This window comes from Streptococcus suis, from assembly GCA_024583055.1.
Taxonomy (GTDB): domain Bacteria; phylum Bacillota; class Bacilli; order Lactobacillales; family Streptococcaceae; genus Streptococcus; species Streptococcus suis_V.
Map to the genome: position 1 here is coordinate 1,373,259 of CP102145.1, position 24,664 is coordinate 1,397,922.

Annotated in this window: 34 protein-coding genes, 1 other RNA gene and 1 pseudogene; 4 read left to right on the forward strand and 32 right to left on the reverse strand. The window is 43.5% G+C overall.

Going from position 1 to position 24,664, the window contains the following annotated elements:
• Positions 1–47 precede the first annotated feature (47 nt).
• The 3 genes from tsaD to tsaB are packed head-to-tail and all read right to left on the reverse strand — an operon-like array spanning position 48 to position 2,165.
• Positions 48–1,055 carry a tRNA (adenosine(37)-N6)-threonylcarbamoyltransferase complex transferase subunit TsaD gene (gene tsaD, locus NQZ91_06735; GenBank protein ID UUM57099.1) on the reverse strand — a complete coding sequence of 336 codons (1,008 nt, stop codon included), beginning with the start codon at positions 1,053–1,055 and terminating at the stop codon, positions 48–50.
• Positions 1,045–1,485, reverse strand: a complete 441-nt coding sequence (gene rimI / locus NQZ91_06740) for a ribosomal protein S18-alanine N-acetyltransferase (protein UUM57100.1) — start codon at positions 1,483–1,485, stop codon at positions 1,045–1,047. The genes tsaD and rimI overlap by 11 nt, the downstream gene beginning before the upstream one ends.
• Positions 1,482–2,165, reverse strand: a complete 684-nt coding sequence (tsaB, locus tag NQZ91_06745) for a tRNA (adenosine(37)-N6)-threonylcarbamoyltransferase complex dimerization subunit type 1 TsaB (GenBank protein ID UUM57101.1) — start codon at positions 2,163–2,165, stop codon at positions 1,482–1,484. Before tsaB ends, rimI begins: the two co-directional genes overlap by 4 nt.
• Before the next feature lie 135 nt (positions 2,166–2,300).
• Here tsaB and NQZ91_06750 point away from each other — a divergent pair.
• The 3 genes and pseudogenes from NQZ91_06750 to NQZ91_06760 all read left to right on the forward strand — a co-directional run bounded on the left by NQZ91_06750 (position 2,301) and on the right by NQZ91_06760 (position 4,813).
• A pseudogene (locus NQZ91_06750) lies at positions 2,301–2,681 on the forward strand (IS30 family transposase).
• A 218-nt stretch (positions 2,682–2,899) separates the two neighbouring features.
• Positions 2,900–3,130: a DNA-dependent RNA polymerase subunit epsilon gene (locus NQZ91_06755; protein ID UUM57102.1), complete on the forward strand. Its 231-nt coding sequence runs from the start codon at positions 2,900–2,902 to the stop codon at positions 3,128–3,130.
• 3 nt (positions 3,131–3,133) lie between these two features.
• Positions 3,134–4,813, forward strand: a complete 1,680-nt coding sequence (locus NQZ91_06760; GenBank protein UUM57103.1) for a ribonuclease J — start codon at positions 3,134–3,136, stop codon at positions 4,811–4,813.
• Between the two features lie 295 nt (positions 4,814–5,108).
• Here NQZ91_06760 and NQZ91_06765 read toward each other — a convergent pair whose 3' ends face one another.
• From NQZ91_06765 to NQZ91_06800, 8 genes are all read right to left on the reverse strand, one after another.
• Complete coding sequence (locus tag NQZ91_06765) at positions 5,109–5,513, reverse strand: GNAT family N-acetyltransferase (GenBank protein UUM57104.1); 405 nt, start codon at positions 5,511–5,513, stop codon at positions 5,109–5,111.
• 47 nt (positions 5,514–5,560) lie between these two features.
• Positions 5,561–6,907 carry a type I glutamate--ammonia ligase gene (gene glnA, locus NQZ91_06770; protein ID UUM57105.1) on the reverse strand — a complete coding sequence of 449 codons (1,347 nt, stop codon included), beginning with the start codon at positions 6,905–6,907 and terminating at the stop codon, positions 5,561–5,563.
• Between the two features lie 26 nt (positions 6,908–6,933).
• Positions 6,934–7,305 carry a MerR family transcriptional regulator gene (locus NQZ91_06775; protein ID UUM57106.1) on the reverse strand — a complete coding sequence of 124 codons (372 nt, stop codon included), beginning with the start codon at positions 7,303–7,305 and terminating at the stop codon, positions 6,934–6,936.
• Positions 7,306–7,384: 79 nt separating this feature from the next.
• A complete protein-coding gene (locus NQZ91_06780) occupies positions 7,385–7,900 on the reverse strand; it encodes an aromatic acid exporter family protein (GenBank protein UUM57107.1) in 516 nt (171 codons plus the stop codon).
• Between the two features lie 148 nt (positions 7,901–8,048).
• On the reverse strand, positions 8,049–9,248 hold the full coding sequence (locus tag NQZ91_06785) for a phosphoglycerate kinase (GenBank protein UUM57108.1): 1,200 nt from the start codon (positions 9,246–9,248) through the stop codon (positions 8,049–8,051).
• A 244-nt stretch (positions 9,249–9,492) separates the two neighbouring features.
• On the reverse strand, positions 9,493–10,125 hold the full coding sequence (locus NQZ91_06790; protein ID UUM57109.1) for a CoA pyrophosphatase: 633 nt from the start codon (positions 10,123–10,125) through the stop codon (positions 9,493–9,495).
• Positions 10,126–10,237: 112 nt separating this feature from the next.
• Positions 10,238–11,770: a DUF853 domain-containing protein gene (locus NQZ91_06795; GenBank protein UUM57110.1), complete on the reverse strand. Its 1,533-nt coding sequence runs from the start codon at positions 11,768–11,770 to the stop codon at positions 10,238–10,240.
• A 129-nt stretch (positions 11,771–11,899) separates the two neighbouring features.
• Complete coding sequence (locus tag NQZ91_06800) at positions 11,900–12,745, reverse strand: aquaporin family protein (GenBank protein UUM57111.1); 846 nt, start codon at positions 12,743–12,745, stop codon at positions 11,900–11,902.
• Between the two features lie 153 nt (positions 12,746–12,898).
• Here NQZ91_06800 and NQZ91_06805 point away from each other — a divergent pair, with 153 nt between their 5' ends.
• The gene (locus NQZ91_06805) at positions 12,899–13,705 is read left to right on the forward strand and encodes a formate/nitrite transporter family protein (GenBank protein ID UUM57112.1); all 807 of its coding nucleotides are present in this window, start codon (positions 12,899–12,901) and stop codon (positions 13,703–13,705) included.
• Positions 13,706–13,859: 154 nt separating this feature from the next.
• Here NQZ91_06805 and ffs read toward each other — a convergent pair.
• The 21 genes from ffs to rpmC form a co-directional block, all read right to left on the reverse strand.
• Positions 13,860–13,949: signal recognition particle sRNA small type (gene ffs, locus NQZ91_06810), an RNA gene on the reverse strand.
• A gap of 757 nt (positions 13,950–14,706) precedes the next feature.
• Positions 14,707–15,093 (reverse strand): 50S ribosomal protein L17, encoded by a 387-nt coding sequence (gene rplQ, locus NQZ91_06815; protein ID UUM57113.1) that lies wholly within the window; start codon positions 15,091–15,093, stop codon positions 14,707–14,709.
• 15 nt (positions 15,094–15,108) lie between these two features.
• Positions 15,109–16,047, reverse strand: a complete 939-nt coding sequence (locus tag NQZ91_06820; GenBank protein UUM57114.1) for a DNA-directed RNA polymerase subunit alpha — start codon at positions 16,045–16,047, stop codon at positions 15,109–15,111.
• A gap of 44 nt (positions 16,048–16,091) precedes the next feature.
• Positions 16,092–16,475, reverse strand: coding sequence for a 30S ribosomal protein S11 (rpsK, locus tag NQZ91_06825; protein UUM57115.1), 384 nt, complete (start codon positions 16,473–16,475; stop codon positions 16,092–16,094).
• A 17-nt stretch (positions 16,476–16,492) separates the two neighbouring features.
• Positions 16,493–16,858, reverse strand: a complete 366-nt coding sequence (gene rpsM, locus NQZ91_06830) for a 30S ribosomal protein S13 (GenBank protein ID UUM57116.1) — start codon at positions 16,856–16,858, stop codon at positions 16,493–16,495.
• A gap of 19 nt (positions 16,859–16,877) precedes the next feature.
• Entirely contained in the window at positions 16,878–16,994 is a 117-nt protein-coding gene (gene rpmJ, locus NQZ91_06835) for a 50S ribosomal protein L36 (protein ID UUM57117.1), read from the reverse strand.
• Positions 16,995–17,018: 24 nt separating this feature from the next.
• Positions 17,019–17,237: a translation initiation factor IF-1 gene (gene infA, locus NQZ91_06840; protein ID UUM57118.1), complete on the reverse strand. Its 219-nt coding sequence runs from the start codon at positions 17,235–17,237 to the stop codon at positions 17,019–17,021.
• A gap of 121 nt (positions 17,238–17,358) precedes the next feature.
• On the reverse strand, positions 17,359–18,000 hold the full coding sequence (locus NQZ91_06845) for an adenylate kinase (protein UUM57119.1): 642 nt from the start codon (positions 17,998–18,000) through the stop codon (positions 17,359–17,361).
• 93 nt (positions 18,001–18,093) lie between these two features.
• Positions 18,094–19,404, reverse strand: coding sequence for a preprotein translocase subunit SecY (gene secY, locus NQZ91_06850; GenBank protein UUM57120.1), 1,311 nt, complete (start codon positions 19,402–19,404; stop codon positions 18,094–18,096).
• A gap of 13 nt (positions 19,405–19,417) precedes the next feature.
• Complete coding sequence (gene rplO, locus NQZ91_06855) at positions 19,418–19,858, reverse strand: 50S ribosomal protein L15 (protein UUM57121.1); 441 nt, start codon at positions 19,856–19,858, stop codon at positions 19,418–19,420.
• 143 nt (positions 19,859–20,001) lie between these two features.
• Positions 20,002–20,184: a 50S ribosomal protein L30 gene (rpmD, locus tag NQZ91_06860; protein UUM57122.1), complete on the reverse strand. Its 183-nt coding sequence runs from the start codon at positions 20,182–20,184 to the stop codon at positions 20,002–20,004.
• Between the two features lie 14 nt (positions 20,185–20,198).
• Positions 20,199–20,693 carry a 30S ribosomal protein S5 gene (gene rpsE / locus NQZ91_06865; GenBank protein ID UUM57123.1) on the reverse strand — a complete coding sequence of 165 codons (495 nt, stop codon included), beginning with the start codon at positions 20,691–20,693 and terminating at the stop codon, positions 20,199–20,201.
• 18 nt (positions 20,694–20,711) lie between these two features.
• Positions 20,712–21,068, reverse strand: coding sequence for a 50S ribosomal protein L18 (gene rplR, locus NQZ91_06870; protein ID UUM57124.1), 357 nt, complete (start codon positions 21,066–21,068; stop codon positions 20,712–20,714).
• An 88-nt stretch (positions 21,069–21,156) separates the two neighbouring features.
• Positions 21,157–21,693 (reverse strand): 50S ribosomal protein L6, encoded by a 537-nt coding sequence (rplF, locus tag NQZ91_06875; GenBank protein UUM57125.1) that lies wholly within the window; start codon positions 21,691–21,693, stop codon positions 21,157–21,159.
• Between the two features lie 242 nt (positions 21,694–21,935).
• A complete protein-coding gene (gene rpsH / locus NQZ91_06880; GenBank protein ID UUM57126.1) occupies positions 21,936–22,334 on the reverse strand; it encodes a 30S ribosomal protein S8 in 399 nt (132 codons plus the stop codon).
• Positions 22,335–22,523: 189 nt separating this feature from the next.
• Positions 22,524–22,709: a type Z 30S ribosomal protein S14 gene (locus NQZ91_06885; GenBank protein UUM57127.1), complete on the reverse strand. Its 186-nt coding sequence runs from the start codon at positions 22,707–22,709 to the stop codon at positions 22,524–22,526.
• Positions 22,710–22,723: 14 nt separating this feature from the next.
• The gene (rplE, locus tag NQZ91_06890; GenBank protein UUM57128.1) at positions 22,724–23,266 is read right to left on the reverse strand and encodes a 50S ribosomal protein L5; all 543 of its coding nucleotides are present in this window, start codon (positions 23,264–23,266) and stop codon (positions 22,724–22,726) included.
• A gap of 23 nt (positions 23,267–23,289) precedes the next feature.
• On the reverse strand, positions 23,290–23,595 hold the full coding sequence (gene rplX, locus NQZ91_06895) for a 50S ribosomal protein L24 (protein ID UUM57129.1): 306 nt from the start codon (positions 23,593–23,595) through the stop codon (positions 23,290–23,292).
• Positions 23,596–23,777: 182 nt separating this feature from the next.
• A complete protein-coding gene (gene rplN / locus NQZ91_06900; protein UUM57130.1) occupies positions 23,778–24,146 on the reverse strand; it encodes a 50S ribosomal protein L14 in 369 nt (122 codons plus the stop codon).
• A gap of 24 nt (positions 24,147–24,170) precedes the next feature.
• Positions 24,171–24,431 (reverse strand): 30S ribosomal protein S17, encoded by a 261-nt coding sequence (gene rpsQ / locus NQZ91_06905; GenBank protein UUM57131.1) that lies wholly within the window; start codon positions 24,429–24,431, stop codon positions 24,171–24,173.
• Between the two features lie 23 nt (positions 24,432–24,454).
• The gene (gene rpmC, locus NQZ91_06910; protein UUM57132.1) at positions 24,455–24,661 is read right to left on the reverse strand and encodes a 50S ribosomal protein L29; all 207 of its coding nucleotides are present in this window, start codon (positions 24,659–24,661) and stop codon (positions 24,455–24,457) included.
• Positions 24,662–24,664 lie beyond the last annotated feature (3 nt).

Genomic DNA, 24,664 nt, shown 5'->3' on the forward strand with positions numbered 1-24,664 from the left:
TATTGATAACGAGAGGCTGGGCAAACGTCCAACCTCTCACAAAACTCTTACAAATTATCAAACGCCAAACTCGGCTTGGCATTGAGCTCCCAACCCGCAAAGTTACCCTTGTTGTACTCGGACACAGCCGCAAGAGCAATCATCCCGGCATTGTCACCACAAAGACGAAGAGGTGGGATAATCACATCCACATCGGTGATTTCAGCCGCCAGACGCTCACGCAAGCCTTGATTGGCTGCTACACCGCCCGCCACAACCAAGGTCTTGACAGGGTATTGCTCCAAGGCCTTCTTGGTTTTAGCCATGAGAATGTCCATAACACAAGCTTGGAAAGAGGCTGACAGGTCCGCATTGGACAAGGTCTCCCCTTTTTGCTGGGCATTATGGTAGAGGTTGATAAAGGCCGACTTGAGACCTGAAAATGAAAACTCCAGATTATCTTCCTTGATCATAGCCCGCGGGAAATTGTAAATGTCCTCACCTTGATGAGCCAATTCATCAATGACCCGACCAGCCGGATAAGGCAAGCCCATAACGCGACCGACCTTGTCATAAGCCTCACCGACCGCATCATCGCGCGTCTCACCGACAATTTTGTAATCGCCCGCCTCAGACACATAGACCAACTCCGTGTGCCCGCCGCTGACCAAGAGCGCCAGCAAGGGAAATTCCAATTCCTTAACCGCACGCGCCGCCATCAAATGCCCCGCCATATGATTAACAGGAATTAAAGGCAAACCATGTGCCCAGGCAAAAGCCTTGGCCGCCGAAATCCCGACCAAGAGTGCCCCGACCAAGCCTGGACCGTAGGTTACCGCCACCGCTGACAAGTCCTCAGCCATTACCTGAGCCGCAAGCAAAGCCTCCTCGATACAGGCCGTAATCACTTCCACATGGTGGCGGCTAGCCACCTCGGGCACCACACCCCCAAAACGCTGGTGGCTGGCAACCTGACTGGCAATCACATTGGACAACAGCTCAGCTTCGCCTCGTAAAACCGCCACTGACGTCTCATCACAGGACGTCTCAATCGCCAAAATCAATCTATCTTTCATCACGTTCTCTCTTCATTAGCACCGCGTCCTCAATCGGATTGTGGTAATAGTTCTTTCGTTTTCCTATTTTAGTAAAATGCTGGCGTCTATAAAGAGCTTGGGCTGGGGCATTGGATTCCCTCACTTCGAGAAAAATGTCCCCTTCCCAGTCCTTCACAGCAGCCATTAGCTGGCTTGCAATCCCCCGTCCCTGAGAATGAGTCTTAACAGCAATCTGCAAAATTTCCATCTCATCCAGAACCGTCTGCACCGCTAAAAATCCGACCACATCCTGCCCATCATAGGCCAGATAATAGGTCGTATCCGCCCCAGCCATATCCGAAGCCACTTGACTTTCCGTCCAAGGCGACAGCTCATACACATCCGTCAAAACGGCATATACAGCCGGAACTAAGTCCGCCTGCCCCTCGTATTTCCTGATTTCAATCATACACGTTTGATATAGTTTTCATTACCAGCAGCATGGTCCTTGAGCCAATTTTCCTCAGCCTCGACACGTTTGAGGTAGGCTGGCTCAAAACTGGTCACTTCCACCGCAGGCAAGTCCTGACCAATCACCGCCAGCTGATAGGCGGACGGCAGGCTGGTTTGAATAGCCGCCTCTGGAAAAGCTTGATTTATCTGCTCGACAAAGTTTGTTACTTCCCCGACAAAAGTCAGGTTTTCCTGACCAGACAGGCTAACCAATAATTCCTCAAATACCCAGTATTGGTCAGCTTGAGTAGCTCTGCCATTTTCATAAACCCCAGCATAGACCGAATTGCGGCGCGCATCAATGATTGGAACCACCCGACCAGAGAGGCCAGCTGGCACCAGCGACTGCAGGCTAGAAACCCCGACCAAATCAATCTGCAGAGTGTAAGCCAGAGTCTTGGCTGTCGCCACCGCTACCCGCAAGCCCGTGTAAGAACCAGGCCCCTGAGCCACGACAATTCGCTCCAAATCCTTGGGTGTCCAACCGACCTGAGCCACTAAAAAATCCACTGTCGGCATGAGGCTGATACTGTGATTTTTCTTGATGGCCAAGAGCGTCTCCGCCAGCAGGCGGCCATCTTCCACCAGCGCCACCGAAAGAGCCTGATTGGAACTATCTAATGCTAAAATTTTCATGATTTTCTTCCTTTGAACTACTATCCCTCTATTGTAAGCTATTTGAGAGAGAAATTCAAATTGAAAAGGCTAGGGCTAGGTTGTCTCACCCAACCTCCTTCAGCTCTGTCAGGTCAATGACCTGGTCATAAACAATGCCTTTTGGTCTTGACGGACAGGCGAAGTCGCCACCAAATCATTCGATTGATTCCAAATAAATCGGCTGAGGCTGTGAATCAGGCCTTGAAAATCGTCTTGAAGGAGTTCCAAATCAAATCCATTACTACAGATAATGGAACCGAGTTTAGTCGCTTGTCAGAAGTGTGTCCGGAGGAACATGTCTACTACTCTCACCCTTATTCCTCTTGGGAGAGAGGCACGAACGAGAATCACAATAGGCTTATCCGACGGTGGTTGTCGAAAGGAACCACAAAAACGACCCCGAAAGAAGTCGCTTTTATCGAAAATTGGATCAATAACTATCCCAAAAAATGTTTGGGCTACAAGTCACCGAGAGAATTTCTTATAGGTGGCTAACTCGGAATTGAAATTTGCCCAACAAATTGAAAACCATATCATTTTCAATTCTCCGTCAATTCAATTTACCAAGGCTTTATTTTATGGTATAATGAAGAGTAATATACCGGCTGTGAAACCTAATAACTCAAAAAAATTGAATAGACCCAACAAATAGCACCCCTATTTGTATCTTTTTCATAGACACAGTCAAAAGGAGAAAGGAAACTACACTACACATGATTTTTAAAGTATTTTACCAAGAAACCAAAGTCAGCCCACGCCGTGAGCAGACCCAAGTTCTCTATGTTCAAGTAGATGCTGCTGACGAATTGCAAGGTCGTATCAAGGTCAAGGAATTGGTTGAAAACAAGTTCCCAGCCTACAACGTCGAATTTGTCGACCTCCTATCTGACAAGCACCTCGAATACGAGAAAGAGCACGCAGATTTCAAACTTACGGAGTTCTAATCTATGTCATCAGTCAATCTAAAACCTCATGAAGTTGGCGTCTTCGCCATCGGTGGTTTGGGAGAAATCGGGAAGAACACCTACGGTATCGAGTACCAGGACGACATCCTCATCGTTGATGCCGGTATCAAGTTCCCCGAAGATGACCTATTGGGTATCGACTACGTTATCCCAGACTACTCCTATATTGTTGAAAATATCGACCGCGTCAAAGGCTTGGTCATTACCCACGGGCACGAGGACCACATCGGGGGGATTCCTTTCCTACTCAAACAAGCCAATGTCCCTATCTACGCAGGTCCCCTAGCCCTAGCCCTTATTCGTGGCAAATTAGAAGAGCACGGTCTCCTTCGTGATGCCAAACTGTTTGAAATTAACCACAATACAGAATTGACTTTTAAACACCTCAAGGTCAGCTTCTTCCGCACCACCCACTCCATTCCAGAACCCCTGGGTGTTGTGGTCGATACACCGCAAGGAAAAATCGTCTGTACCGGTGACTTCAAGTTTGACTTTACTCCAGTTGGGGAGCCAGCTGATTTGCACCGTATGGCAGCCCTGGGAGAAGAAGGCGTTCTCTGCCTCCTCTCTGACTCGACTAACGCTGAAGTTCCGACCTTTACCAACTCTGAAAAAGTGGTCGGTCAGTCCATCATGAAGCTGATTGAAGGTATCCACGGGCGCATTATCTTCGCATCCTTTGCCTCCAACATCTTCCGCCTCCAGCAGGCTGCAGATGCCGCTGTCAAGACCGGTCGTAAGATTGCTGTCTTTGGCCGCTCCATGGAAAAAGCCATTGTCAACGGTATTGAGCTGGGCTACATCAAGGTGCCGAAAGATACCTTTATCGAGCCAAATGAAATCAAGGAATACCCTGCCAACGAGATAATGATTCTCTGTACAGGTAGTCAAGGAGAGCCAATGGCGGCCCTCTCGCGGATTGCCCACGGTACCCACCGTCAGGTCCAACTCCAGCCAGGCGATACGGTTATCTTCTCATCTTCGCCGATTCCGGGAAATACCACAGGTGTCAACAAGCTCATCAATATCTTGATTGAGGCTGGTGTCGATGTCATCCACGGTAAGATTAACAACATCCATACCTCCGGACACGGTGGCCAGCAGGAACAAAAACTCATGCTCCGCTTGATTAAGCCAAAATTCTTCATGCCTGTGCATGGTGAATACCGCATGCAAAAAATCCATGCCAGTCTAGCTGTTGATACTGGAGTTCCTAAGGATAACATCTTCATCATGGAAAACGGAGATGTCCTGGCTCTGACCAAGGACAGAGCCCGCATGGCCGGTCAATTCAACGCCCAAGATATCTACGTTGACGGAAACCGTATCGGTGAAATCGGAGCCGCTGTCCTCAAAGATCGTCGTGATTTATCTGAAGACGGTGTGGTCCTTGCAGTCGCAACCGTAGACTTCAAGACCAAGATGATTTTGGCTGGACCAGATGTCCTCAGCCGAGGTTTCATCTACATGCGTGAATCAGGCGACCTGATTCGTGAGAGCCAGCGCGTTCTCTTCAACGCCATCCGTATCGCCATGCGCAACAAGGATGCCAATATCCAAACGGTCAACGGCGCTATTGTCAACGCCCTGCGACCATTCCTTTATGAAAAAACAGAACGGGAGCCAATCATCATTCCAATGATTCTGACCCCCGATCACTAAACAAACTAAATCGAAGCAGGATTCCTCTTCGATTTTTTTATTTGAAAAAATTGGGAGCGGGAAAGAACTCGACCATTCATAGAAGAGTTCGTCAACAAGTCCTTATTTCCAGTTGTTGAGCTGAACCAGTCTATCCCCAGACTGGTTCGGAGCGTCAAACGCGAAGGAAATGAGGCTTTCTACGCAACCCTTATTTCCAACTTCAAAAGGTTCCCCGAAACGTATGAACAATCAACCCCTACGTCAATATGTTTTTACTAATTAATGAGGTTGAGGTTGGATTTTATGCCCAACCTCAACCTTTTCCTATTCTCCTTATGAAGTGATATTTTGTGACACCTTTGAGGGGAACGTCCTCTAAACTCGCGTATAGTTCATAGCCATTTTTCAAGTAGAAATCCTTAGCTTGGTAGGATTTGGTGGATAGGGTAATACTGGTCACTTCCAGTTCTCTGGCCTGCTCCTCCAATTCTGACAACAATTGACTACCCAGCCCCAAACCTTGCGCTTCTTTAGCCACTACCAAAGCTTTGACATGAATAGTTTCCAATGTCTTCACCGCCTGCAGGACACCGACCAACTGACCGTCCTGTTCTTTGGTCAATACAAGCTCAGTCGGCGACAGTTTCTCTAAAGACTCCGGACCAAATTCCTCTACAAATTGCTGGTCAAACACCTGATTTACAAACTCATCAATCATTTTCCACCTCCATCGATAGAAAAAGAAACCCGAAGGCTTCTTTCCTCTTAATATAAATCCAAGTAGTTATCAATTTCCCACTTAGAAACGTAGGTTGCGTAGCTTGCCCACTCGATTTTCTTAGCTTCAATGAAATTGGTGTAGATGTGCTCACCTAGGGCTGCACGCACCACTTCGTCCTTGCGGAGAGCCTTGAGGGCATTGTGCAGAGTTGAAGGAAGATCAGTGATGCCTGCTTCACGACGCTCTTCATCAGACATGGCATAAATATTTGACTCTACAGGAGCTGGGGCTTCAATCTTATTTTTGATTCCTTCTAAACCAACTTCCAACAGAACGGCCATAGCCAAGTAAGGGTTAGCAGTTGGGTCTACAGAACGCAATTCCAAGCGAGTTCCCATTCCACGAGATGCAGGTACGCGCACCAATGGCGAGCGGTTCTTACCAGCCCAAGCAATGTAAACTGGCGCCTCGAAACCTGGAACCAAACGCTTGTAAGAGTTAACCGTTGGGTTGGTAATAGCAGTATAGTTATAGGCATGCTTGATCAAACCACCAAGGAAATAGTAGGCTGTTTCAGACAATTGCATACCATTCGGATCTTCTGGATCATAGAAAGCATTGTTTCCATCTTTATCAAACAAGGACATGTTACAGTGCATACCAGAGCCTGCGATACCAAACTTAGGTTTGGCCATAAAGGTCGCATACATCCCGTGCTTACGGGCAATGGTCTTAACAACCAACTTAAAGATTTGGATATTGTCACAAGCTTTTAAGACATCCTCATATTTGAAGTCGATTTCGTGCTGACCTACTGCCACTTCGTGGTGACTCGCTTCCACTTCAAAGCCCATTTCTGTCAGAACGTTTACGATTTCACGACGTGTATTATCAGCAAGGTCTGTTGGAGCAAGGTCAAAATAACCACCCTTATCATTCACTTCAAGTGTTGGGTTTCCGTGTTCATCCATCTTAAAGAGGAAGAACTCTGGTTCTGGACCAAGGTTGAATGATGAGAAACCTGCTTCTTCCATATGGCGAAGAGATTTCTTCAAATTTCCACGTGGGTCACCCGCAAAAGGCTTGCCATCAGTTGTATAAATATCACAGATCAAACCAGCTACACGACCATTTTCATCTCCCCAAGGGAAAATAGTCCAGGTATTCAAGTCAGGGTAGAGATACATATCTGATTCATTGATACGAACAAAACCTTCGATAGAAGATCCATCAAACATAACCTTGTTTGACAAAACCTTATCCACCTGCTCATCTGTTGCAGGAATTTCCACGTTCTTCATGATCCCCATAATATCTGTAAACATGAGACGTAGGAAGGTAACGTTTTTCTCTTTAATATCGCGTTTAATATCCGCTACTGTAATTGACATTGCTTTCTCCTCTATATTTGTGCTCTTTAAGATGACCGAAAAATGGAACTCGGACTTGAAAATCGTCCTTGTCGACTGAATTCATCATGCAAGATACGGCGAACATCCTCGTCCGTCAAGGTCTTGGTTTCCTGTTTGACTTTTTCTTTTACCTGACGATCAGCATATTCCTTCTTAATCGCAGCAATATTCAAACCCTCATCCAAGAAATCCTTGATTTCCAAGAGCAAGTCCATATCATTTAGAGAATACAAGCGACGGTTTCCTTCATTACGCTCAGGCTTAATCAAGCCCTGGTCCTCATAATAGCGAATCTGTCGGGCCGTCAGGTCAGTCAACTTCATCACACTACCAATCGGAAAAATGGCTAAGGAACGACGGAACTCTTTTTCTCTCATAATGAACTCCTTTCTGCACACTATTATAGGGGAAATTTTTCTGGGCGTCAATATGTGATGTCACATTTTGTGACATGTTTTATCTCAAAAAGCGCTTTTTCAGCTTTTCCAGGTCATAATTAACCAGAATTGCTACAAAAACTCCTACAAATGTCTCAAAAACCCTTGTCAAAGCATAGACAATAGTCGAATCCCCTGCAGGTACCGACAAAGCAATGATTAGCAGAGTAGCAACACCACTGACAACCCCGGCAGTATTATTGAAAGCCACATTGGTCATAATGGTCAACATGGTAAAAATCGGTATGGCAATCAAGGTTACCCAAAAACTCTGTGAAAAGAAATCACTGAGGATGAAAAAGAGCAAGGCATAAAAACCACCGATAGAATTGCTGAGGACACGAGAAGAGCCAAAATGCACACTCTTGCCAAAATCCTCCCGCAGACTAAAGACCGCAGACAGAGCTGCTATCTGGAACCCATCCCATTTTAAGAGGTGAAACAGTAATATAACAAAGAAAACTGCCAGTCCCGACTTAAGGGTCCGCATCCCTAACTTAAACTTCTTGGGGTCAAATCGATATCTCTTAAACATACTACTATTCTAACATGATTTAGCAAAAATGTTTATCAAATGCCTGCAAAGATTGTGACAAATGGATGATATTGGCTGAACTAAATACTTTTCAAAGACTAGATAAACTAGCAAAAAACGACGGTCACCCGTCGTTTGATTGATTAGCTTATTTCTCAGTCAATGCCGCAAGTCCTGGCAATACTTTACCTTCAAGCAATTCCATTGATGCACCACCACCAGTAGAGATCCATGAGAACTTGTCTGCACGGCCAAGGTTGATAGCTGCTGCTGCTGAGTCACCACCACCGATGATTGATTTCACGCCTGGTTGTTTCACGATAGCATCCATTACACCGATTGTACCAGCTTGGAAGTCTGGGTTTTCAAATACACCCATAGGTCCGTTCCAAACAACTGTTTTGGCACCTGTCAAGGCTTCGTCAAACTTAGCGATTGACTTAGGACCGATGTCAAGACCAAGGAAACCTTCTGAAACAGCTTCGCCTTCAGTGTCGCGAACTTCAGTGTAACCTGCAAATGCGTTTGCTTCTTTTGAGTCAACTGGCAAGATCAATTTACCATTTGATTTTTCAAGCAATTCTTTTGCGACATCCAATTTGTCTTCTTCTACAAGTGAGTTACCGATTTCGATACCTTGAGCTTTGTAGAATGTGTAAGTCATACCACCACCGATAAGAACTTTATCAGCTTTTTCAAGAAGGTTTTCGATAACACCGATCTTATCAGATACTTTTGAACCACCAAGGATTGCCACGAATGGACGTTCTGGAGTTTCAACAGCTTCTTGGATGTAAGCAATTTCGTTTTCCAAAAGGAAACCAGCTACTGCTTTTTCTACGTTTGCTGAGATACCAACGTTTGATGCGTGTGCACGGTGTGCAGTACCAAATGCATCGTTAACGAAGATGCCATCACCAAGTGAAGCCCAGTATTTACCAAGTTCTGGATCGTTTTTAGACTCTTTCTTACCATCAACATCTTCGAAACGAGTGTTTTCAACAAGGAGAACTTGTCCATCTTCCAAAGCATTGATAGCTGCTTCCAATTCAGCGCCACGAGTAGCACCAGCGATGAAAGCAACGTCTTGACCCAATTTAGCTGCCAAGTCAGCTGCTACAGGAGCCAATGATTTACCTTCTTTGTCAGCTTCTTCTTTCACACGACCAAGGTGAGAGAAAAGAATTGCACGTCCACCTTGCTCAAGAATATACTTGATTGTTGGAAGAGCTGCTGTAATACGGTTATCGTTAGTGATAACGCCATCTTTCAAAGGAACGTTAAAGTCCACACGGACAAGGACTTTTTTGCCCTTCAATTCAACGTCTTTAACAGTCAATTTAGCCATTTGTTAGACTCCTTAAAAAATTTTTACCTTTCAATTGTACCATATTTTTAACATTTTTCCCATTCAAAGAAAAATTTTTCACAAGATAATGATCAATCTAAGACCAAGTACGAACAATCAGCTGCAGCAACCAAAAGAAACTGGCACAAAGTCCAGTTTCCATTAGCATTTTTTGGTAACATTTTCCAGATAGCCTAGAGAATCCAGAGCAACAGAGCTATACTTCACTCTGCTCTAGTCAACTTTACCTTGACTCTCCCATTTCTAAATCAATCTGGCTTGTCCTGATGATTTCTGTAAAGCAATGGGTAAATTGAGCCGTGATTCCCCAAACTGTTTCTGGCAGGTCATCATAAAAGGGGATAGACCGTTTGTGGTGCTTGAAAGGATAGTCCCGACCACCACGAATTCGCTCGAAGGGAAAATCTTGCTCCGGATCCAGACGAAGATAGAGGGGATAGTAGATTGGGTCCTGCTCAAGGAGTGTTGCCAGAGGCACGGTGAACAAGCAGGCCACCTCTTCATTGGGTACAATCTCTTTCCAGTCTACGTTTAAGCGACCGACAAAACAGCGGATAGTTGATTTGCCAAAGACCAGATAGTCAATTTCCCCTAAGATTTCTATAGATTCCTCTGCAAGATTCAGTTCTTCTACTACCTCACGGACCACCGCCGTCTCAGCCGATTCCCCCTCTTCGATACCTCCTCCAGGAAAAGAGACCTCCCCAGGTTGGGAAATAGACTCCGATCGGACTTCATACAAAACCTGCCACTGATTATCTGACCAGACTAGAGGCAGAAAAACCGCAAAAGACCTTTTCTCACCTAGAGGCTGAGGCTTGTAGTTATCGAGAATTTCCTGAATCTGACGAGGCATAGAACTAACTCCTTACTAACTAGTGATAAAATCATTTTAATCTATTTCCAGCCAAATAGCAAGTGAAATAGCAAAGAAAAACTGAGACGGTGTGTTCTCAGTTTTAGCAGACTTACTTCCCTTTCAGCATGCCCATAATACCTCTGGTCACCACGCGCCCGACTTCCCGGCCGACTTGGCTCATGAGATTTTTGGTAAAGCGGTCCATCATCGAATCGGAACGTTTGGCAGCTGATTTGCTGGCCTTGGCCTCTGCTTTTGCTCTTTCCTTGGCAGCCTTTTCTTCCAATTTTGCTGTTTCTTTGGCGGCTTTTTCTGCTGCTTTTTTCGCCTCCGCCTGCTCTGCTTGCTTGATCAACTGCGCCTCTTTTTCTTGGGTCAGCGCTAGAATTTGCTCATGGGCAGATTCTCGGTCAACCGCGTCCGCATATTTGTCCATCAGAGAAGAATTATTGATGGCAGACAAGACCAGAGTCGCATCAGCTGTTCCCAACTGACTCTTCGGCGGATAAATCATCACCCGGTCTGCAAAGCTTGGTGTTCCATCTGCCTGCAAGGTCGAGACAACTGCCTCTCCGACCTGCAATTCTTGAATGACCTTGGCTAAGTCCTCAGCTCCTTCTTGACGGAAGGTATCCGCCACTGTCGCCACCGTTTTCAGTTCCTTAGGTGTGAAAGCGCGGAGCCCATGCTGGATACGGTTGCCTAGCTGGCTAGCGATGCTATCAGGAATATCGGTCGGATTTTGCGTAACGAAAAAGACACCAACACCTTTTGAACGAATCAGGCGAACAATCAACTCAATCTTCTCCAGCAAGACCTTCGGTGCATCCTTGAAGAGCACATGGGCCTCGTCAAAGAAGAAGACCATCTTGGGCTTATCTAGGTCGCCTACTTCCGGTAAAATTTCGTAGAGTTCCGACAAAAGACTGAGCAGAACGGTCGAATAAAGCGTCGGCTGATTGAAAAGTTCTGTCGCCTGCAAGACATTGATAACCCCTTGTCCATCAGCAGTTGTCCGCATCAAATCCGCAATCTCCAAGCTGGGCTCACCGAAGAACAGTTTCCCGCTCTGCTGTTCCAAGACCACCAAACTCCGCAAGATGGCACCGACCGAACGAGCTGGAATATTGCCGTAATATTGACTAAGCTCTTGAGCATTTTCAGCCACAAAATTGAGCATGGCCCGCAAGTCCATAAGGTCCAGCAACAGCAGACCACGTTCATCCGCCACACTAAAGACTATATTGAGGATGGATTCCTGCGTATCATTGAGCCCCAGCAAACGGGTCAAAAGCACCGGCCCCAACTCAGAAATGGTCATCCGTACTGGAATCCCATTTTCACCGAAAACATCCCACAGCTCAACGGGATAACTCCTCGGCGAATAATCTGCATACTGAGTCTGCTTCAAACGACTTGGGTCAATTTCCTTGGTATTGGCCTGGACCAAACTATTGAGGTCACCCTTGATGTCCGATAGAAAGACAGGAATGCCCGCCTCACTCAGTTTCTCCGCCAAAACCTTGAGCGTCACCGTCTTACCTGTCCCCGTCGCCCCGGCAATCACACCGTGCCGATTGAGGCGCTTGAGCTGGATTTCCGCCCGTGCACGCCCGTACCCAAATGCAATAACTTCTGACATAATCTGCCCTCTTTTCCGATTGTTCTGTCTATATTCTAGCATAGTTTTTAGGAAAATAGCAGAGCAGACAGCTTGCAAGTTCACCGCAACACGAAAAAAAGAAAAGCCTGACGAGCAGACTTTTTCATATTACAAATACAAATATTTAAACAGGGCAACTGCAGCGATTGACGCAAGGATTGGAGCAACAACGCCGACCCAAGCATACCACCATTTTGAATCAGCCTTGGCTTGACCAAGAATTGATTTTGGCAAGAAGTGGTGAACGATACGCGGACCAAGGTCACGCGCTGGGTTGAGACCAGGACCAGTTGGACCACCGACCGCTGCAACAAGTGCCATAACAAGGAAACCGATACCGACATGGGCTACTGCAATGGAACCGGCAGTATATGGCGCAACCATTGTTTCAGCAGCAGTCTTATCATAGCCTTGCTCAATCAACTTACCAACCAACTCTGCACCAAAGAAGTTCTTTGTCAAAGCAAGCGCACCGAAGAACAAGACGAATGACCCAACAAACTCATTCAAGAAACCATTGATGGTTGCTGCTTTACGGCTTTCCGCTTTGCCATTGTCCAAAGCATTGATAGTAGAGAAAGAACCCAAGACATGGTTTGAATTCTCTGTTTTCAAGAAATATGGTTTGTAAACGGTGACAACGACCAACTGACCAAACATGGCACCCAAGAGTTGAGCGATGATGTATTGAGCTACGTGTGCCCAAGGGAATAGACCTGAAACAGCCAAACCAAGTGTGAAGGCTGGGTTGATATGGTTACCAGAAACATTACCAAACATGAGGGCTGGCATCATTACAGCCAAACCGTAGCCGATAGCGATCAAGATCCAACCTGAGTTGTTTCCTTTAGTACCTTTAAGGTCAACGTTGGCAACTGTACCATTACCGATGATAATGAGCAAGGCAGTCGCAAGAAATTCAGTGATATATTTCACTGTCCATGTGATATCCATGAGTGTATCCTTCCAATTTATGAATAGTATTGATATTCTCTATTTTATCAAGTATAATATACAAAGTAAAGCATCAACTGGAAAGTGAAGCGTTTACTTTCTGAAAAACAGATGATTACTTACACTATTTTTCAAATGCCAAAGGAGATTTATATGGCTTCCCAAAATGACACGCTCATTTACAATATTGACAAAAGTATCAAGAAAAAAGCAGACTTGATTGAAAACAACTTCTTCGCCTATGCAATTCGCTCAGCTATGGCCAGTGTTTACCTAGCAATTGGTTTGGCTATCTCAGTTTATACAGCTGATAAGCTCAATCATATTGTAGATGGCCTCGGTAAATTCAGCTACGGACTCATGTTCGGCTGGTGCTTGGTCATGATTCTTTATATGAACGCTGAACTAGGCACTTCTAATATGATGTACATGACCTCTGCTATCCACCGTAAAGTGATCCCTACCAAAACAGCCCTCAAGATTCTAGCTACTTGTATCTTTTTCAACTTTGTTGGGGCAGTCATTGTAGCCTATATGCTCTCCTTCACAACTCCTTACCAGGTTGGACATTTGGAACATGATAGTTACCTGATTGAAGCTGTTGTCGCAAAACTGGAAAAAACACCTCTGACACAGTTTGTCGAGGGCATCTTTGCCAACATCGTAGTAAACATCGCTGTCTTTATCTCTATGCGCATGAAAGACGATGCGGGCCGTGTTATTTCCCTCATCTTTATCATCTTTATCTTTGCCTTCCTAGGCTTTGAGCACGTTATTGCCAACTTCTCTACCTTCTCCTTGGCCCTTTTCTCAAATGGTGGTCCAGTCGAGGGCATGACTATCCTCAGTGTCCTAAGGAATTTCCTCTTCTCAGGACTTGGAAACTACGTCGGCGGTGGTCTCCTTATCGGTCTCCTTTACAGCTGGCTCAGCGATAAATCAAAACTCTATGTCGACTAATCTAGAGAATGCGGTTTGGAAATCCAGCCGTATTTTTTGTACTCACCAATAGCCCGATAGGCCGAATATGATGCGAATAATCTAATTGCCCCTATTTCTAAAAATCAGACAGATAAAACCCTCTGAAAGCTTGATTTCAAAGGGTTTTTAGACTGTACGCAAAAAGAGCACAGACTCGACATCGCTTAGGGCTGCTGGATTCCTCCCCTGACCCGCTTCACGCACGAACCTTGCTCCATTTATTATTATATCACAAATTCACTAAAATTCAATATTTTTCTCAACTTCAAGCTTCCTGAAAATGAGAAATAAGTTCATACTCAGAGATAGATATTCTTCATCAACATCCTATCATCAACTAACCCCACTCTCAGTGTCACTTAACTAATAGACCTAAAATTCATTATCCAGGCCATCTGATAGCTTTGATTCCCCCTCATCACTTAAACTGGTCACCGTATTGGGCAAACAGATGAGTCTAACGTAACCGCCCAATAATGGAGTATCTTTTCAGCTTCCCTATTATCCAGTATACTGTTAGAGAAAACAGAACTGGAGGATTTTTTACGTCACACCCCATCGTCGCTTTGAGAAGAAAGGCAGAAACGATATTCTAATGAAAATTCGTCTCGGAAAAGTGGAACTCACATTCTTTCAAGCAATCCACCAAGAGACACTAGAAACACTCTTGGATAAGGTACTGCACTATGACTATCCAGCTCAGTGATTTAGGACAAGTGCAACCGCCCACTATACTTCGTTATTGGGCAGTTGCGTCTAACACTACAGACTTATTGAATCACAAGAATTCTCCGACATTCATAGTTAACAAGAGCTAAAAAACGCCTGCTTACGAAATTATTCTAGCTTAGAGTAATTTCGTAAACAAGCGTCAAATCAATATGATGAGTGTTACCGCTGGGGCAGGCCCAGCGGTAGACCAGAGCTAGACTAAGAAGATTTCTCTTCCATCATCATAACACTCAACAAAATTGATGATCTTATACAAGTTCGATAATTGCCATTGGGGCAGCATCACCACGACGTGGTTCAGTTTTAAGGATACGAGTGTATCCACCATTGCGCTCAGCATAACGAGGTGCGATTTCTGAGAACAATTTTTGAAGAGCTGTAGTAGCTGTGTACTTATCAGTTGCTTCATCGTAGTTTTCAGATGCAATTTCGTTACGAACAAATGCAGCAGCTTGACGACGTGCGTGCAAGTCACCACGTTTACCAAGTGTGATCATTTTTTCAACTGTTTTACGGATTTCTTTAGCACGAGCTTCAGTTGTAACGATTGATTCGTTGATCAAAAGGTCAGTTGTCAAATCGCGCAACATTGCTTTACGTTGTGAGCTAGTGCGTCCTAGTTTACGGTATGCCATGATTTCCTCCTATATTTATTTATCATTTTTCAATCCAAGACCGAGTTCAGCAAGTTTAATCTTCACTTCCTCAAGACTCTTACGGCCCAGATTGCGCACTTTCATCATTTCTGGCTCAGTTTTCTCTGTCAAGTCAAACACAGTATTGATGCCTGCACGTTTAAGACAGTTGTATGAGCGAACAGAAAGATCCAATTCTTCGATCGTACGATCAAGCATACGGTCATCAGATGCTGTTTCAGATTCTTTCATCACTTCAGCTGATTTTGCAACTTCAGTCAAATCTGTAAAGAGACCCAAGTGCTCCATCAAGATACGAGCAGAAAGCCCAAGTGCATCTTCAGGAATAATTGTACCGTTTGTACTGATTTCAAGTGTCAATTTGTCAAATCCATCGTTGCTACCAACACGAGCTGGCTCAACTTGATAATTGACTTTTGTAACTGGCGTATAGATTGAATCTACCGCAAGTGTACCTACTGGTGCATCATCTTTCTTATTGCCTTCAGCTGGTACATAACCGCGACCTGCATTTACAGTTAAAATCGCTTTAAATGTTGCACCTTCAGCAATTGTGAAGAGATAATGATCAGGATTTACAATTTCAATATCACTATCTGTAAGAATATCACCTGCTGTTACCGCAGCTGGACCTACTACATCAAGTTCAATTTTCTTTTCGTCTTCGACATAAGATTTTACAGCAATGCCTTTGATGTTAAGAATGATTTGCATAACATCTTCACGGACACCTGGAACTGTGTCGAATTCGTGGAGTACACCATCAATCTTAATTGATGTTACTGCAGCACCCGGAAGTGAAGCAAGAAGTACACGACGAAGAGAGTTACCAAGAGTTGTTCCGTAACCACGTTCAAGCGGTTCGACTACAAATCTGCCGTAATCTTTATTTTCATCAATTTTTGTTATTGTTGGTTTTTCAAACTCAATCATTTCTTACTCCCTCTTAAACGAAAAGCTGTGTATGGTTGGTATGATTATACACGGCGACGTTTTGGAGGACGAGCACCATTGTGTGGTACAGGAGTCACATCACGAATTGCTGTTACTTCAAGACCAGCGGCAGCAAGAGCGCGGATAGCAGACTCACGACCTGAACCTGGGCCTTTAACGGTAACTTCAACTGTTTTAAGACCGTGTTCTTGTGCAGATTTAGCAGCTGCTTCTGAAGCCATTTGGGCTGCGAATGGTGTAGATTTACGTGAACCTTTAAAACCAAGAGCACCAGCTGATGACCAAGCAATAGCGTTACCATGCACATCAGTAATCATAACAATAGTGTTATTAAATGTAGCGTGAATATGTGCAATACCAGATTCGATATTCTTTTTCACACGACGTTTACGTGTTGGTTTAGCCAATTTTTCTACCTCCTATATTATTTTTTCTTACCTGCAATCGCAACGGCTTTACCTTTACGAGTACGAGCATTGTTTTTAGTGTTTTGTCCACGGACAGGAAGTCCACGACGGTGACGGATTCCACGGTATGAACCGATTTCCATCAAACGTTTAATGTTCAAGTTAACTTCACGACGGAGGTCACCTTCAACTTTGATTGCATCAACTTCACGACGAATAGCATCTTCTTGATCTGATGTCAAATCTTTCACGCGTACATCTTCTGAAATGCCTGCAGCTGCAAGAATTTTTTTAGATGTTGCAAGACCGATACCGTATACGTATGTCAATGAAATAACTACACGTTTGTCATTTGGAATGTCAACTCCAGCAATACGAGCCATGTTTTCTCCTTTCTATATTTTAACCTTGACGTTGCTTGTGTTTAGGGTTTGCTGGGCAAATCACCATAACACGACCATTACGACGAATAACTTTGCAGTATTCGCAAATTGGTTTGACCGATGGTCTTACTTTCATGTTTTATCCCTCCAAGTATTTCGGCTATTTAAAGCGGTATGTGATACGTCCACGAGTCAAGTCATACGGACTAAGCTCAACAGTTACGCGGTCTCCGACCAAAATACGAATGTAGTTCTTACGGATTTTACCAGAAACAGTTGCAAGGACTTGGTGTCCATTTTCCAACTCAACAGTAAACATAGCATTTGGCATTGTATCAACTACTTTGCCTTCAATTTCAATCACATCTTCTTTTGCCATGCAAAAGTATCCCCTCTCTAAATATCGATTTGATGCCCTCTGAACACAGAGGTAACAATTATAAGTCAGACTAGGCTATTTTATCACTTTCACAAGAAAAATGCAAGCCAAATCCATTAGATTATTTTAAATTTGACAAGACTGTGTCAATTGCTTGGAAAACAAGTTCGATGTCTTGGTCTCCCTCAATATCATGGACCAAACCTTTGGCACGATAGTGGTCAATAATTGGTTGACCTTGGGCAATATTGACCTCCAAACGGCGTTGAACAGATTCAGGCTTATCATCTTCACGCTGATAGAAATCTTCTTCTTTATAATCTCCAACAGGTGGGTTAAAGATTTTATGGAAGGTTTCACCGGTTTCTTTATGGATGATTCGACCGCTAAGACGCTCAACCAATTTAGATGGATCGATTTCAATGTTGATAACACCCTGAAGTTCAATTCCTAGATCTGCTAGGTTGGCATCCAAGGCATGCGCTTGTTCAATCGTACGTGGGTAACCATCTAGCAAGAAACCTTTTTCCTTGATGTCGTCTTGCACCAAACGCTCTTTGACGATACCATTGGTTACTTCGTCCGGAACCAAGTCGCCTTTGTCGATATACGATTTAGCAAGTAGCCCCATTTCCGTTTGATTAGCCATAGCAGCACGGAACATATCACCTGTAGAAATGTGAGCAACATTAAATTTTTCAACAATCTTAGCCGCTTGAGTCCCTTTACCAGCACCTGGCAAACCCATAATTAAAAGATTCATGACAAACTCCTTATTTTGTTTTCACATAAATTTGCCACAATTGACAAACTTATCTAAAAACAAAATAGAAGGTTGACTAGGTCAACCTATATTCTATTCTGTTACGTTCATAAAGCCTACATATTTTCTCTTGAGAAGGTATCCCTCCAATTGCTTGATACCCTCGATACTTGTCATAATCAAGATAATCAAACTAGTACCCAGGAAGGCAATATTGGAAGAAAGACCAAAAATATTTTGAGCAAGAATTGGTAACAAGGCTACAAAACTCAAGAACAAGGCACCAACTGTCGCCAGACGTTTCAACAGGACAGAGAAATACTTCTCCGTTCCATTACCTGGACGAACACCGTGGATATATGCCGCACTTTTTTGAAGACTCTCTGCCGTTTTCTCAGGATTTACCTGTACAAATGTATAGAAAAAGGTAAAAATGATAATCAATCCAGCATATACCAGCATCCCTTTAACAGTGGAATAATCAAAATACTCTTGAATACCTAGTAACCAACCCGCACTTCTGTTTTGACTAGCAAAAAATTGAATCAAAGAACTTGGGAGTGCAGTGATAGACCCGGCAAAGATAACGGGGATAACGCCTGCAGGATTCAATTTTAAGGGAAGATATGAGCTAGATGGCGCACCTTGAGCACGTTTTGTATATTGAATCGGAATCTTGTATTCAGCTTGTTGAATGTAGGTTGTAAAATAGACTACAAACAAGATGAGTACAATCAAAAGTCCAACATAAATGATGGATTCTGTAATCCGACTAGCCTCAATATTGACAAAACGGTCGATATAAATTTCTCTAAAAGTATCTGGCAAGGATGAAATGATTCCCGCAAAGATAATCATTGATGTTCCGTTACCATAGCCCTTATCAGAAATTTGTTCTCCCAACCAAGTCACAATGACAGAACCAGTTGCCAAGATAGAACCCAGCAAAAGATAGGTCTGCCAAGTCATTGGCATATTGGTCAGTCGTGCTCCTGATAGGGCATTAAAGCTGGCGATAATCCCCATGGATTGGACAAAGGCCAAAACCAAGGAAATATAGCGAGTCGCCTGGTTTAATTTCCGACGACCAACCTCGCCCTGCTTGCCCCATTCTACAAACTTCGGCAAAATGTCCATCTGAAGCAGTTGAACAATAATCGAAGCCGTGATATAAGGGCTGACACCCAGTGCAAAAACAGAGAAATTTTTCAAAGCGTTACCCGAAACCAAACTCATCATGTTTAGGAAGGGAACGTTTGACAATGCTTCTAAGCTTTTGGCATTGACACCAGGAACGGTGATATGTGTACCAATCCTGAACACCAAAAGGATAAAAATTGTAAATAAGATTTTCTTACGAACAGCTTTTACTTTTAGAGCATCTGTTAAAAGTTTAAAAAACATAGGCGGTCACCTCTTAGATGACTTCTACTGAGCCACCTTTAGAAGTGATTGCTTCTTCAGCTGATTTAGAGAATTTAGCAGCTTTCACTGTCAATTTCTTCGTCAATTCGCCGTTACCAAGGATTTTAACACCTGATTTTTCAGCTTTAACGATACCAGCTTCGATAAGTACAACTGGTGTTACTTCAGCACCATCTTCAAAAGCGTTCAATTGATCAAGGTTAACGATTGCGTATTCTTTAGCGTTGATGTTTGTAAATCCACGTTTTGGAAGACGACGGAACAATGGAGTTTGTCCACCCTCAAAACCAGGACGAACACCGCCACCACTACGAGCTTTTTGACCTTTTTGACCACGGCCAGAAGTTTTACCGTTACCTGATGATGTACCACGACCTACACGGTTGCGGACTTTACGTGAACCTGTTGCAGGTTGCAATTCATGAAGTTTCATTATATATTTCTCCTCTTTTATATGCTAGCGCCTGTGGGGAGTTAGAGTAAGCCGCCCACAAACTCGCTTCTATCAAAATTGACTAGAAGTCGCAAAGATTTCTCCATGCGACCTAGTCTGTTTATTGTTAACTTTAGTATAAGTTACTTAACTTCTTCAACAGTTACCAAGTGAGAGATAGCGTTCACCATTCCAAGAATAGCTGGGTTATCTTCCTTAACAACTGAGCTGTTCAATTTACCAAGTCCAAGTGCAACAACTGTTTTACGTTGCTCTGGTTTGCGACCGATTGGAGACTTAGTCAAAGTAATTTTAATTTGAGCCATGAGTATCTCCTTTCTTATGCTAAATCAGAAACTGATATGCCACGAAGTGCAGCCACTTCTTCAGCACGTTTCAATTGTTTCAAACCTTCAACAGTTGCACGAACGATGTTGATTGGTGTGTTTGAACCGAGTGACTTAGATGTCACATCAGCGATACCAGCCAATTCGATTACGGCACGAGTTGCACCACCGGCAGCAACCCCAGAACCTTCTGAAGCTGGTTTCAACATAACACGAGCTCCACCGAATTCTGAACGAACTTCGTGAGGAATAGTTGTACCAACCATTGGTACTTCAATCATGTTTTTCTTAGCAGATTCAACTGCTTTACGGATAGCTTCTGGTACTTCTTGAGCTTTACCAGTACCGAAACCTACGCGACCGTTACGGTCACCAACAACCACAAGAGCTGCAAAACGAAGACGACGTCCACCTTTAACAACTTTTGTAACACGGTTGATGGCTACTACGCGTTCTTCAATTTCAACTGCGTTATCTTTGAATGCCATTTCTTAGTGTCCTCCCTATTAGAATTTCAATCCGTTTTCACGAGCTGATTCAGCCAAAGCTTTCACACGTCCGTGATAGAGATATCCACCGCGGTCAAAGACCACTTCAGAAATACCTTTAGCTACCGCGCGTTCAGCAACGAGTTTACCTACAACAACAGCTTGTTCTGTCTTAGTACCTTTTGAAACTTCTTTATCAAGAGTAGAAGCGCTTGCGAGCGTTACACCCGCTACGTCATCAATCACTTGAGCGTAGATGCCTGTATTAGAACGGAAAATGTTCAAACGTGGGCGAGCAGCAGTTCCAGAGATTTTACCGCGAACGCGACGGTGGCGTTTTTGGCGGATTTTGTTTTTATCTGGTTTTGAAATCACAATATTCACCTCTTAATGTATGATTCTGTTTCTTGCGAAACAATTTGAGAAATAGTCAGCCAGGTGGCTAAGCCACCTCAGCAAGCTATTATTTACCTGTTTTACCTTCTTTACGGCGAACAAATTCACCAACGTAGCGAATACCTTTACCTTTGTATGGCTCAGGAGCGCGAAGGCTACGGATGTAAGCTGCTGTTTGACCAACAACTTCTTTGTTGATACCAGACACGACGATTTGTGTTGGTGTTGGAACTTCAAATGTAATACCTTCTGGTGCAACCACTTCATCTGGATGTGATTTACCAACAGCAAGGGTCAATTTGTTACCAGCCAATTGAGCACGGTAACCGACACCACGCATTTCAAGTTCTTTTTTGAAGCCTTCAGAAACACCAACAACCATGTTGTTGAGGTTAGCACGGCTAGTACCGTGAATAGTCTTCATTTCTTTTGAATCGTTTGGACGGTGAAGAGTAACTTCTGTACCTTCCACACGGATTTCAATAGCAGTTGGGAATTCACGAGTCAATTCCCCTTTAGGTCCTTTTACAGTTACCACACCGTTGTCTTGAGTAAGCTCAACACCAGCAGGCAATGTAATTACTTTATTACCAATACGTGACATATTTTTTAATTCTCCTGTTAAATTATCAGGCCGTCAAGCGACCAGTTTTCACGGGGGCTCATTTAAACACGGACAATAGCCCGTGTTCGATTGAGCAGGTTTTATGATACCTTCAAATCAGATTATTAGATTTGAAGCCGAGCTGTGACCTGTGTGAAAAAGATAAATCAAACTTGAATGCAAGCATTCTTCGTTTGATTTCCTATTTTCACTTGGGTCACTACGCTCTCAGTATCATCCAATTACCAAACGTATGCGATAACCTCACCACCAACGTTCTTTTGACGAGCTTGTTTGTCAGTCAAAAGACCTTCTGATGTAGAGATAATTGCGATTCCAAGTCCGTTAAGAACTTTAGGAATATCTTCACGTTTTGAGTAAACACGAAGACCTGGTTTTGAAACGCGTTTCAAGTTTGTGATAACACGCTCGCCGTTCACACCGTATTTCAAGAATACGCGAATGATGCCTTGTTTGTCATCTTCGATGAATTCAACGTTTTTTACAAAACCTTCGTTTTTAAGGATTGTAGCAATACCTTTTTTGATGTTTGATGCAGGCACTTCAAGCACTTCGTGTTTCGCTTGGTTGGCATTACGAATGCGTGTTAAAAAGTCTGCAATTGGGTCAGTCATAACCATTTGTTGTTTCTCCTCTTACTAGCAGTTTGATTAGATCACTTGCTAGTTAATGATGTCCTTACGGACAAGTGATATGTGTATATAGAATAAGTTGCTAGTCCTAAGCAAGTCTAGGAAACACTTTGCAGGCAGTACTAACGTACAGCAAGAAGCGCTATCGACGAATTGCAACGCAATAGCAAATTATTCTTACCAAGAAGCTTTTGTTACGCCAGGAATTTGTCCAAGGTAAGCCAAGTCGCGGAAGCATACACGGCACAATTTGAATTTGCGGTAAACTGAGTGTGGACGTCCACATTTTTCACAGCGTGTGTAAGCTTGTGTAGAGAACTTAGCTGGGCGTTTGTTCTTAGCGATCATTGATTTTTTAGCCATTTATTCTCTCCCTCTTATTTTGCAAACGGCATACCAAGGCCAGTAAGCAATGCACGTGATTCTTCGTCAGTGTTAGCAGTTGTAACGATAACGATATCCATACCGCGAGTTTTATCAACATCGTCGAAGTTGATTTCTGGGAAGATCAATTGCTCTTTCACACCAAGTGTGTAGTTACCACGTCCGTCGAATGACTTAGTTGGTACACCGTGGAAGTCACGTACACGTGGAAGTGAAACTGTAACCAATTTGTCCAAGAACTCATACATACGTTCGCCACGAAGAGTTACTTTCGCACCGATCGCAACACCCTCACGAAGACGGAAGCCGGCGATTGATTTCTTAGCTTTAGTGATAAGTGGTTTTTGACCTGAGATCAAAGCCAATTCTTGAGCAGCTTTCTCAAGGTTTTTAGCGTTAGAAACAGCGTCACCAACACCCATGTTCAAAACGATCTTATCAACTTTTGGCACAGCCATAACTGAAGAATAGTTAAATTGTTCAGTCAAAGCAGGAACTACTTCATTAAGATATTTTTCTTTTAAACGATTTGCCATTATACTTCTCCTTTCCTTCGTGATTAATCAAGCACTTCGCCTGATTTTTTATTGTAGCGAACTTTTTTGCCGTCTACAAACTTGTAACCAACGCGTCCTGCAACACCATTTTTGTCAAGAACTTGAACGTTTGACACATGGATTGGAGCTTCTTTTTCAACGATAGCACCTTGAGGGTTTTCGCTGTTTGGTTTTTGGTGTTTCTTAACGATGTTAACACCTTCAACAATAACTTTGTTTACTTTTGGAAGTGCTGTTACGACAAGAGCTTCAACGCCTTTGTCTTTACCAGCGATTACGCGAACTTTATCGCCTTTTTTTACAAACATTTGATTTCTCCTATAATTTCTTACGCCCTAATGGGCACCCTGGTTAGTAATTTAACCAGGGGACTTAGTTTGTTTTCTAGTTTACTAAATCCGTCACAGACTTCGTTAGTTTGTTTTGATGTACCCAAGTACTATCTGCAACAAACTGCCTAGTCTGTAACAAATTTTCTAAAACTATTTGATTAAAGTACTTCTGGTGCCAATGAAACGATTTTCATGAAACCGCCATCACGCAATTCACGTGCCACTGGGCCAAAGATACGAGTTCCGCGAGGGTTTTTGTCTTCACGGATGATAACTGCAGCATTCTCATCGAATTTGATGTATGAACCATCAGCACGACGAGCACCTGTCTTAGTACGAACGATAACGGCTTTAACAACGTCACCTTTTTTAACCGCACCACCAGGAGTAGCTTGTTTTACTGAAGCAACGATGATGTCGCCGATGTTCGCGAATTTACGTCCTGAACCACCAAGAACTTTGATTGTCAAGATTTCACGTGCGCCACTGTTGTCAGCAACTTTCAAACGAGTTTCTGTTTGAATCATGTCAATTTTCTCCTTTCAGGTTGATTAAATGATAACTGCCTCTTCCACAACTTCTACAAGACGGAAACGTTTTGTAGCTGAAAGTGGGCGAGTTTCCATGATACGAACGATATCGCCTTCTTTAGCAACATTGTTTTCATCATGAGCTTTGTACTTTTTAGAGTAGTTAATACGTTTACCATAGACTGGGTGGTTACGTTTTGTTTCAACTACAACTGTGATTGTTTTGTCCATTTTGTCAGATACTACGCGTCCAACAAGAACTTTACGATTATTGCGTTCCATTGAAATTCTCCTTTCCCAATCTATTATTTAGTTTCAGATTGCACAGTTTTGATACGTGCAATTTGTTTCTTCACTTCGTTCAAACGAGCAGTTTGCTCAAGTTGACCAGCAGCAGCTTGGAAACGAAGTTCGAAGAGTTCTTTCTTCAATTCGTTTTCTTTCTTAGCAAGTTCTTCTTGAGAAAGGCCACGAAGTTCTTTTACAAAATCTTTAATTTCTTGAAGTTTCATGTC

What these genes read in the sequence shown, in the direction of transcription:
- tsaD (UUM57099.1), bottom strand. Translation starts at nt 1,055, where the DNA reads ATGAAAGATAGATTGATTTTGGCGATTGAGACGTCCTGTGATGAGACG.
- rimI (UUM57100.1), bottom strand. Translation starts at nt 1,485, where the DNA reads ATGATTGAAATCAGGAAATACGAGGGGCAGGCGGACTTAGTTCCGGCT.
- tsaB (UUM57101.1), bottom strand. Translation starts at nt 2,165, where the DNA reads ATGAAAATTTTAGCATTAGATAGTTCCAATCAGGCTCTTTCGGTGGCG.
- NQZ91_06755 (UUM57102.1), top strand. Translation starts at nt 2,900, where the DNA reads ATGATTTTTAAAGTATTTTACCAAGAAACCAAAGTCAGCCCACGCCGT.
- NQZ91_06760 (UUM57103.1), top strand. Translation starts at nt 3,134, where the DNA reads ATGTCATCAGTCAATCTAAAACCTCATGAAGTTGGCGTCTTCGCCATC.
- NQZ91_06765 (UUM57104.1), bottom strand. Translation starts at nt 5,513, where the DNA reads ATGATTGATGAGTTTGTAAATCAGGTGTTTGACCAGCAATTTGTAGAG.
- glnA (UUM57105.1), bottom strand. Translation starts at nt 6,907, where the DNA reads ATGTCAATTACAGTAGCGGATATTAAACGCGATATTAAAGAGAAAAAC.
- NQZ91_06775 (UUM57106.1), bottom strand. Translation starts at nt 7,305, where the DNA reads ATGAGAGAAAAAGAGTTCCGTCGTTCCTTAGCCATTTTTCCGATTGGT.
- NQZ91_06780 (UUM57107.1), bottom strand. Translation starts at nt 7,900, where the DNA reads ATGTTTAAGAGATATCGATTTGACCCCAAGAAGTTTAAGTTAGGGATG.
- NQZ91_06785 (UUM57108.1), bottom strand. Translation starts at nt 9,248, where the DNA reads ATGGCTAAATTGACTGTTAAAGACGTTGAATTGAAGGGCAAAAAAGTC.
- NQZ91_06790 (UUM57109.1), bottom strand. Translation starts at nt 10,125, where the DNA reads ATGCCTCGTCAGATTCAGGAAATTCTCGATAACTACAAGCCTCAGCCT.
- NQZ91_06795 (UUM57110.1), bottom strand. Translation starts at nt 11,770, where the DNA reads ATGTCAGAAGTTATTGCATTTGGGTACGGGCGTGCACGGGCGGAAATC.
- NQZ91_06800 (UUM57111.1), bottom strand. Translation starts at nt 12,745, where the DNA reads ATGGATATCACATGGACAGTGAAATATATCACTGAATTTCTTGCGACT.
- NQZ91_06805 (UUM57112.1), top strand. Translation starts at nt 12,899, where the DNA reads ATGGCTTCCCAAAATGACACGCTCATTTACAATATTGACAAAAGTATC.
- rplQ (UUM57113.1), bottom strand. Translation starts at nt 15,093, where the DNA reads ATGGCATACCGTAAACTAGGACGCACTAGCTCACAACGTAAAGCAATG.
- NQZ91_06820 (UUM57114.1), bottom strand. Translation starts at nt 16,047, where the DNA reads ATGATTGAGTTTGAAAAACCAACAATAACAAAAATTGATGAAAATAAA.
- rpsM (UUM57116.1), bottom strand. Translation starts at nt 16,858, where the DNA reads ATGGCTCGTATTGCTGGAGTTGACATTCCAAATGACAAACGTGTAGTT.
- rpmJ (UUM57117.1), bottom strand. Translation starts at nt 16,994, where the DNA reads ATGAAAGTAAGACCATCGGTCAAACCAATTTGCGAATACTGCAAAGTT.
- infA (UUM57118.1), bottom strand. Translation starts at nt 17,237, where the DNA reads ATGGCAAAAGAAGATGTGATTGAAATTGAAGGCAAAGTAGTTGATACA.
- NQZ91_06845 (UUM57119.1), bottom strand. Translation starts at nt 18,000, where the DNA reads ATGAATCTTTTAATTATGGGTTTGCCAGGTGCTGGTAAAGGGACTCAA.
- secY (UUM57120.1), bottom strand. Translation starts at nt 19,404, where the DNA reads ATGTTTTTTAAACTTTTAACAGATGCTCTAAAAGTAAAAGCTGTTCGT.
- rplO (UUM57121.1), bottom strand. Translation starts at nt 19,858, where the DNA reads ATGAAACTTCATGAATTGCAACCTGCAACAGGTTCACGTAAAGTCCGC.
- rpmD (UUM57122.1), bottom strand. Translation starts at nt 20,184, where the DNA reads ATGGCTCAAATTAAAATTACTTTGACTAAGTCTCCAATCGGTCGCAAA.
- rpsE (UUM57123.1), bottom strand. Translation starts at nt 20,693, where the DNA reads ATGGCATTCAAAGATAACGCAGTTGAAATTGAAGAACGCGTAGTAGCC.
- rplF (UUM57125.1), bottom strand. Translation starts at nt 21,693, where the DNA reads ATGTCACGTATTGGTAATAAAGTAATTACATTGCCTGCTGGTGTTGAG.
- rpsH (UUM57126.1), bottom strand. Translation starts at nt 22,334, where the DNA reads ATGGTTATGACTGACCCAATTGCAGACTTTTTAACACGCATTCGTAAT.
- NQZ91_06885 (UUM57127.1), bottom strand. Translation starts at nt 22,709, where the DNA reads ATGGCTAAAAAATCAATGATCGCTAAGAACAAACGCCCAGCTAAGTTC.
- rplE (UUM57128.1), bottom strand. Translation starts at nt 23,266, where the DNA reads ATGGCAAATCGTTTAAAAGAAAAATATCTTAATGAAGTAGTTCCTGCT.
- rplX (UUM57129.1), bottom strand. Translation starts at nt 23,595, where the DNA reads ATGTTTGTAAAAAAAGGCGATAAAGTTCGCGTAATCGCTGGTAAAGAC.
- rplN (UUM57130.1), bottom strand. Translation starts at nt 24,146, where the DNA reads ATGATTCAAACAGAAACTCGTTTGAAAGTTGCTGACAACAGTGGCGCA.
- rpsQ (UUM57131.1), bottom strand. Translation starts at nt 24,431, where the DNA reads ATGGAACGCAATAATCGTAAAGTTCTTGTTGGACGCGTAGTATCTGAC.
- rpmC (UUM57132.1), bottom strand. Translation starts at nt 24,661, where the DNA reads ATGAAACTTCAAGAAATTAAAGATTTTGTAAAAGAACTTCGTGGCCTT.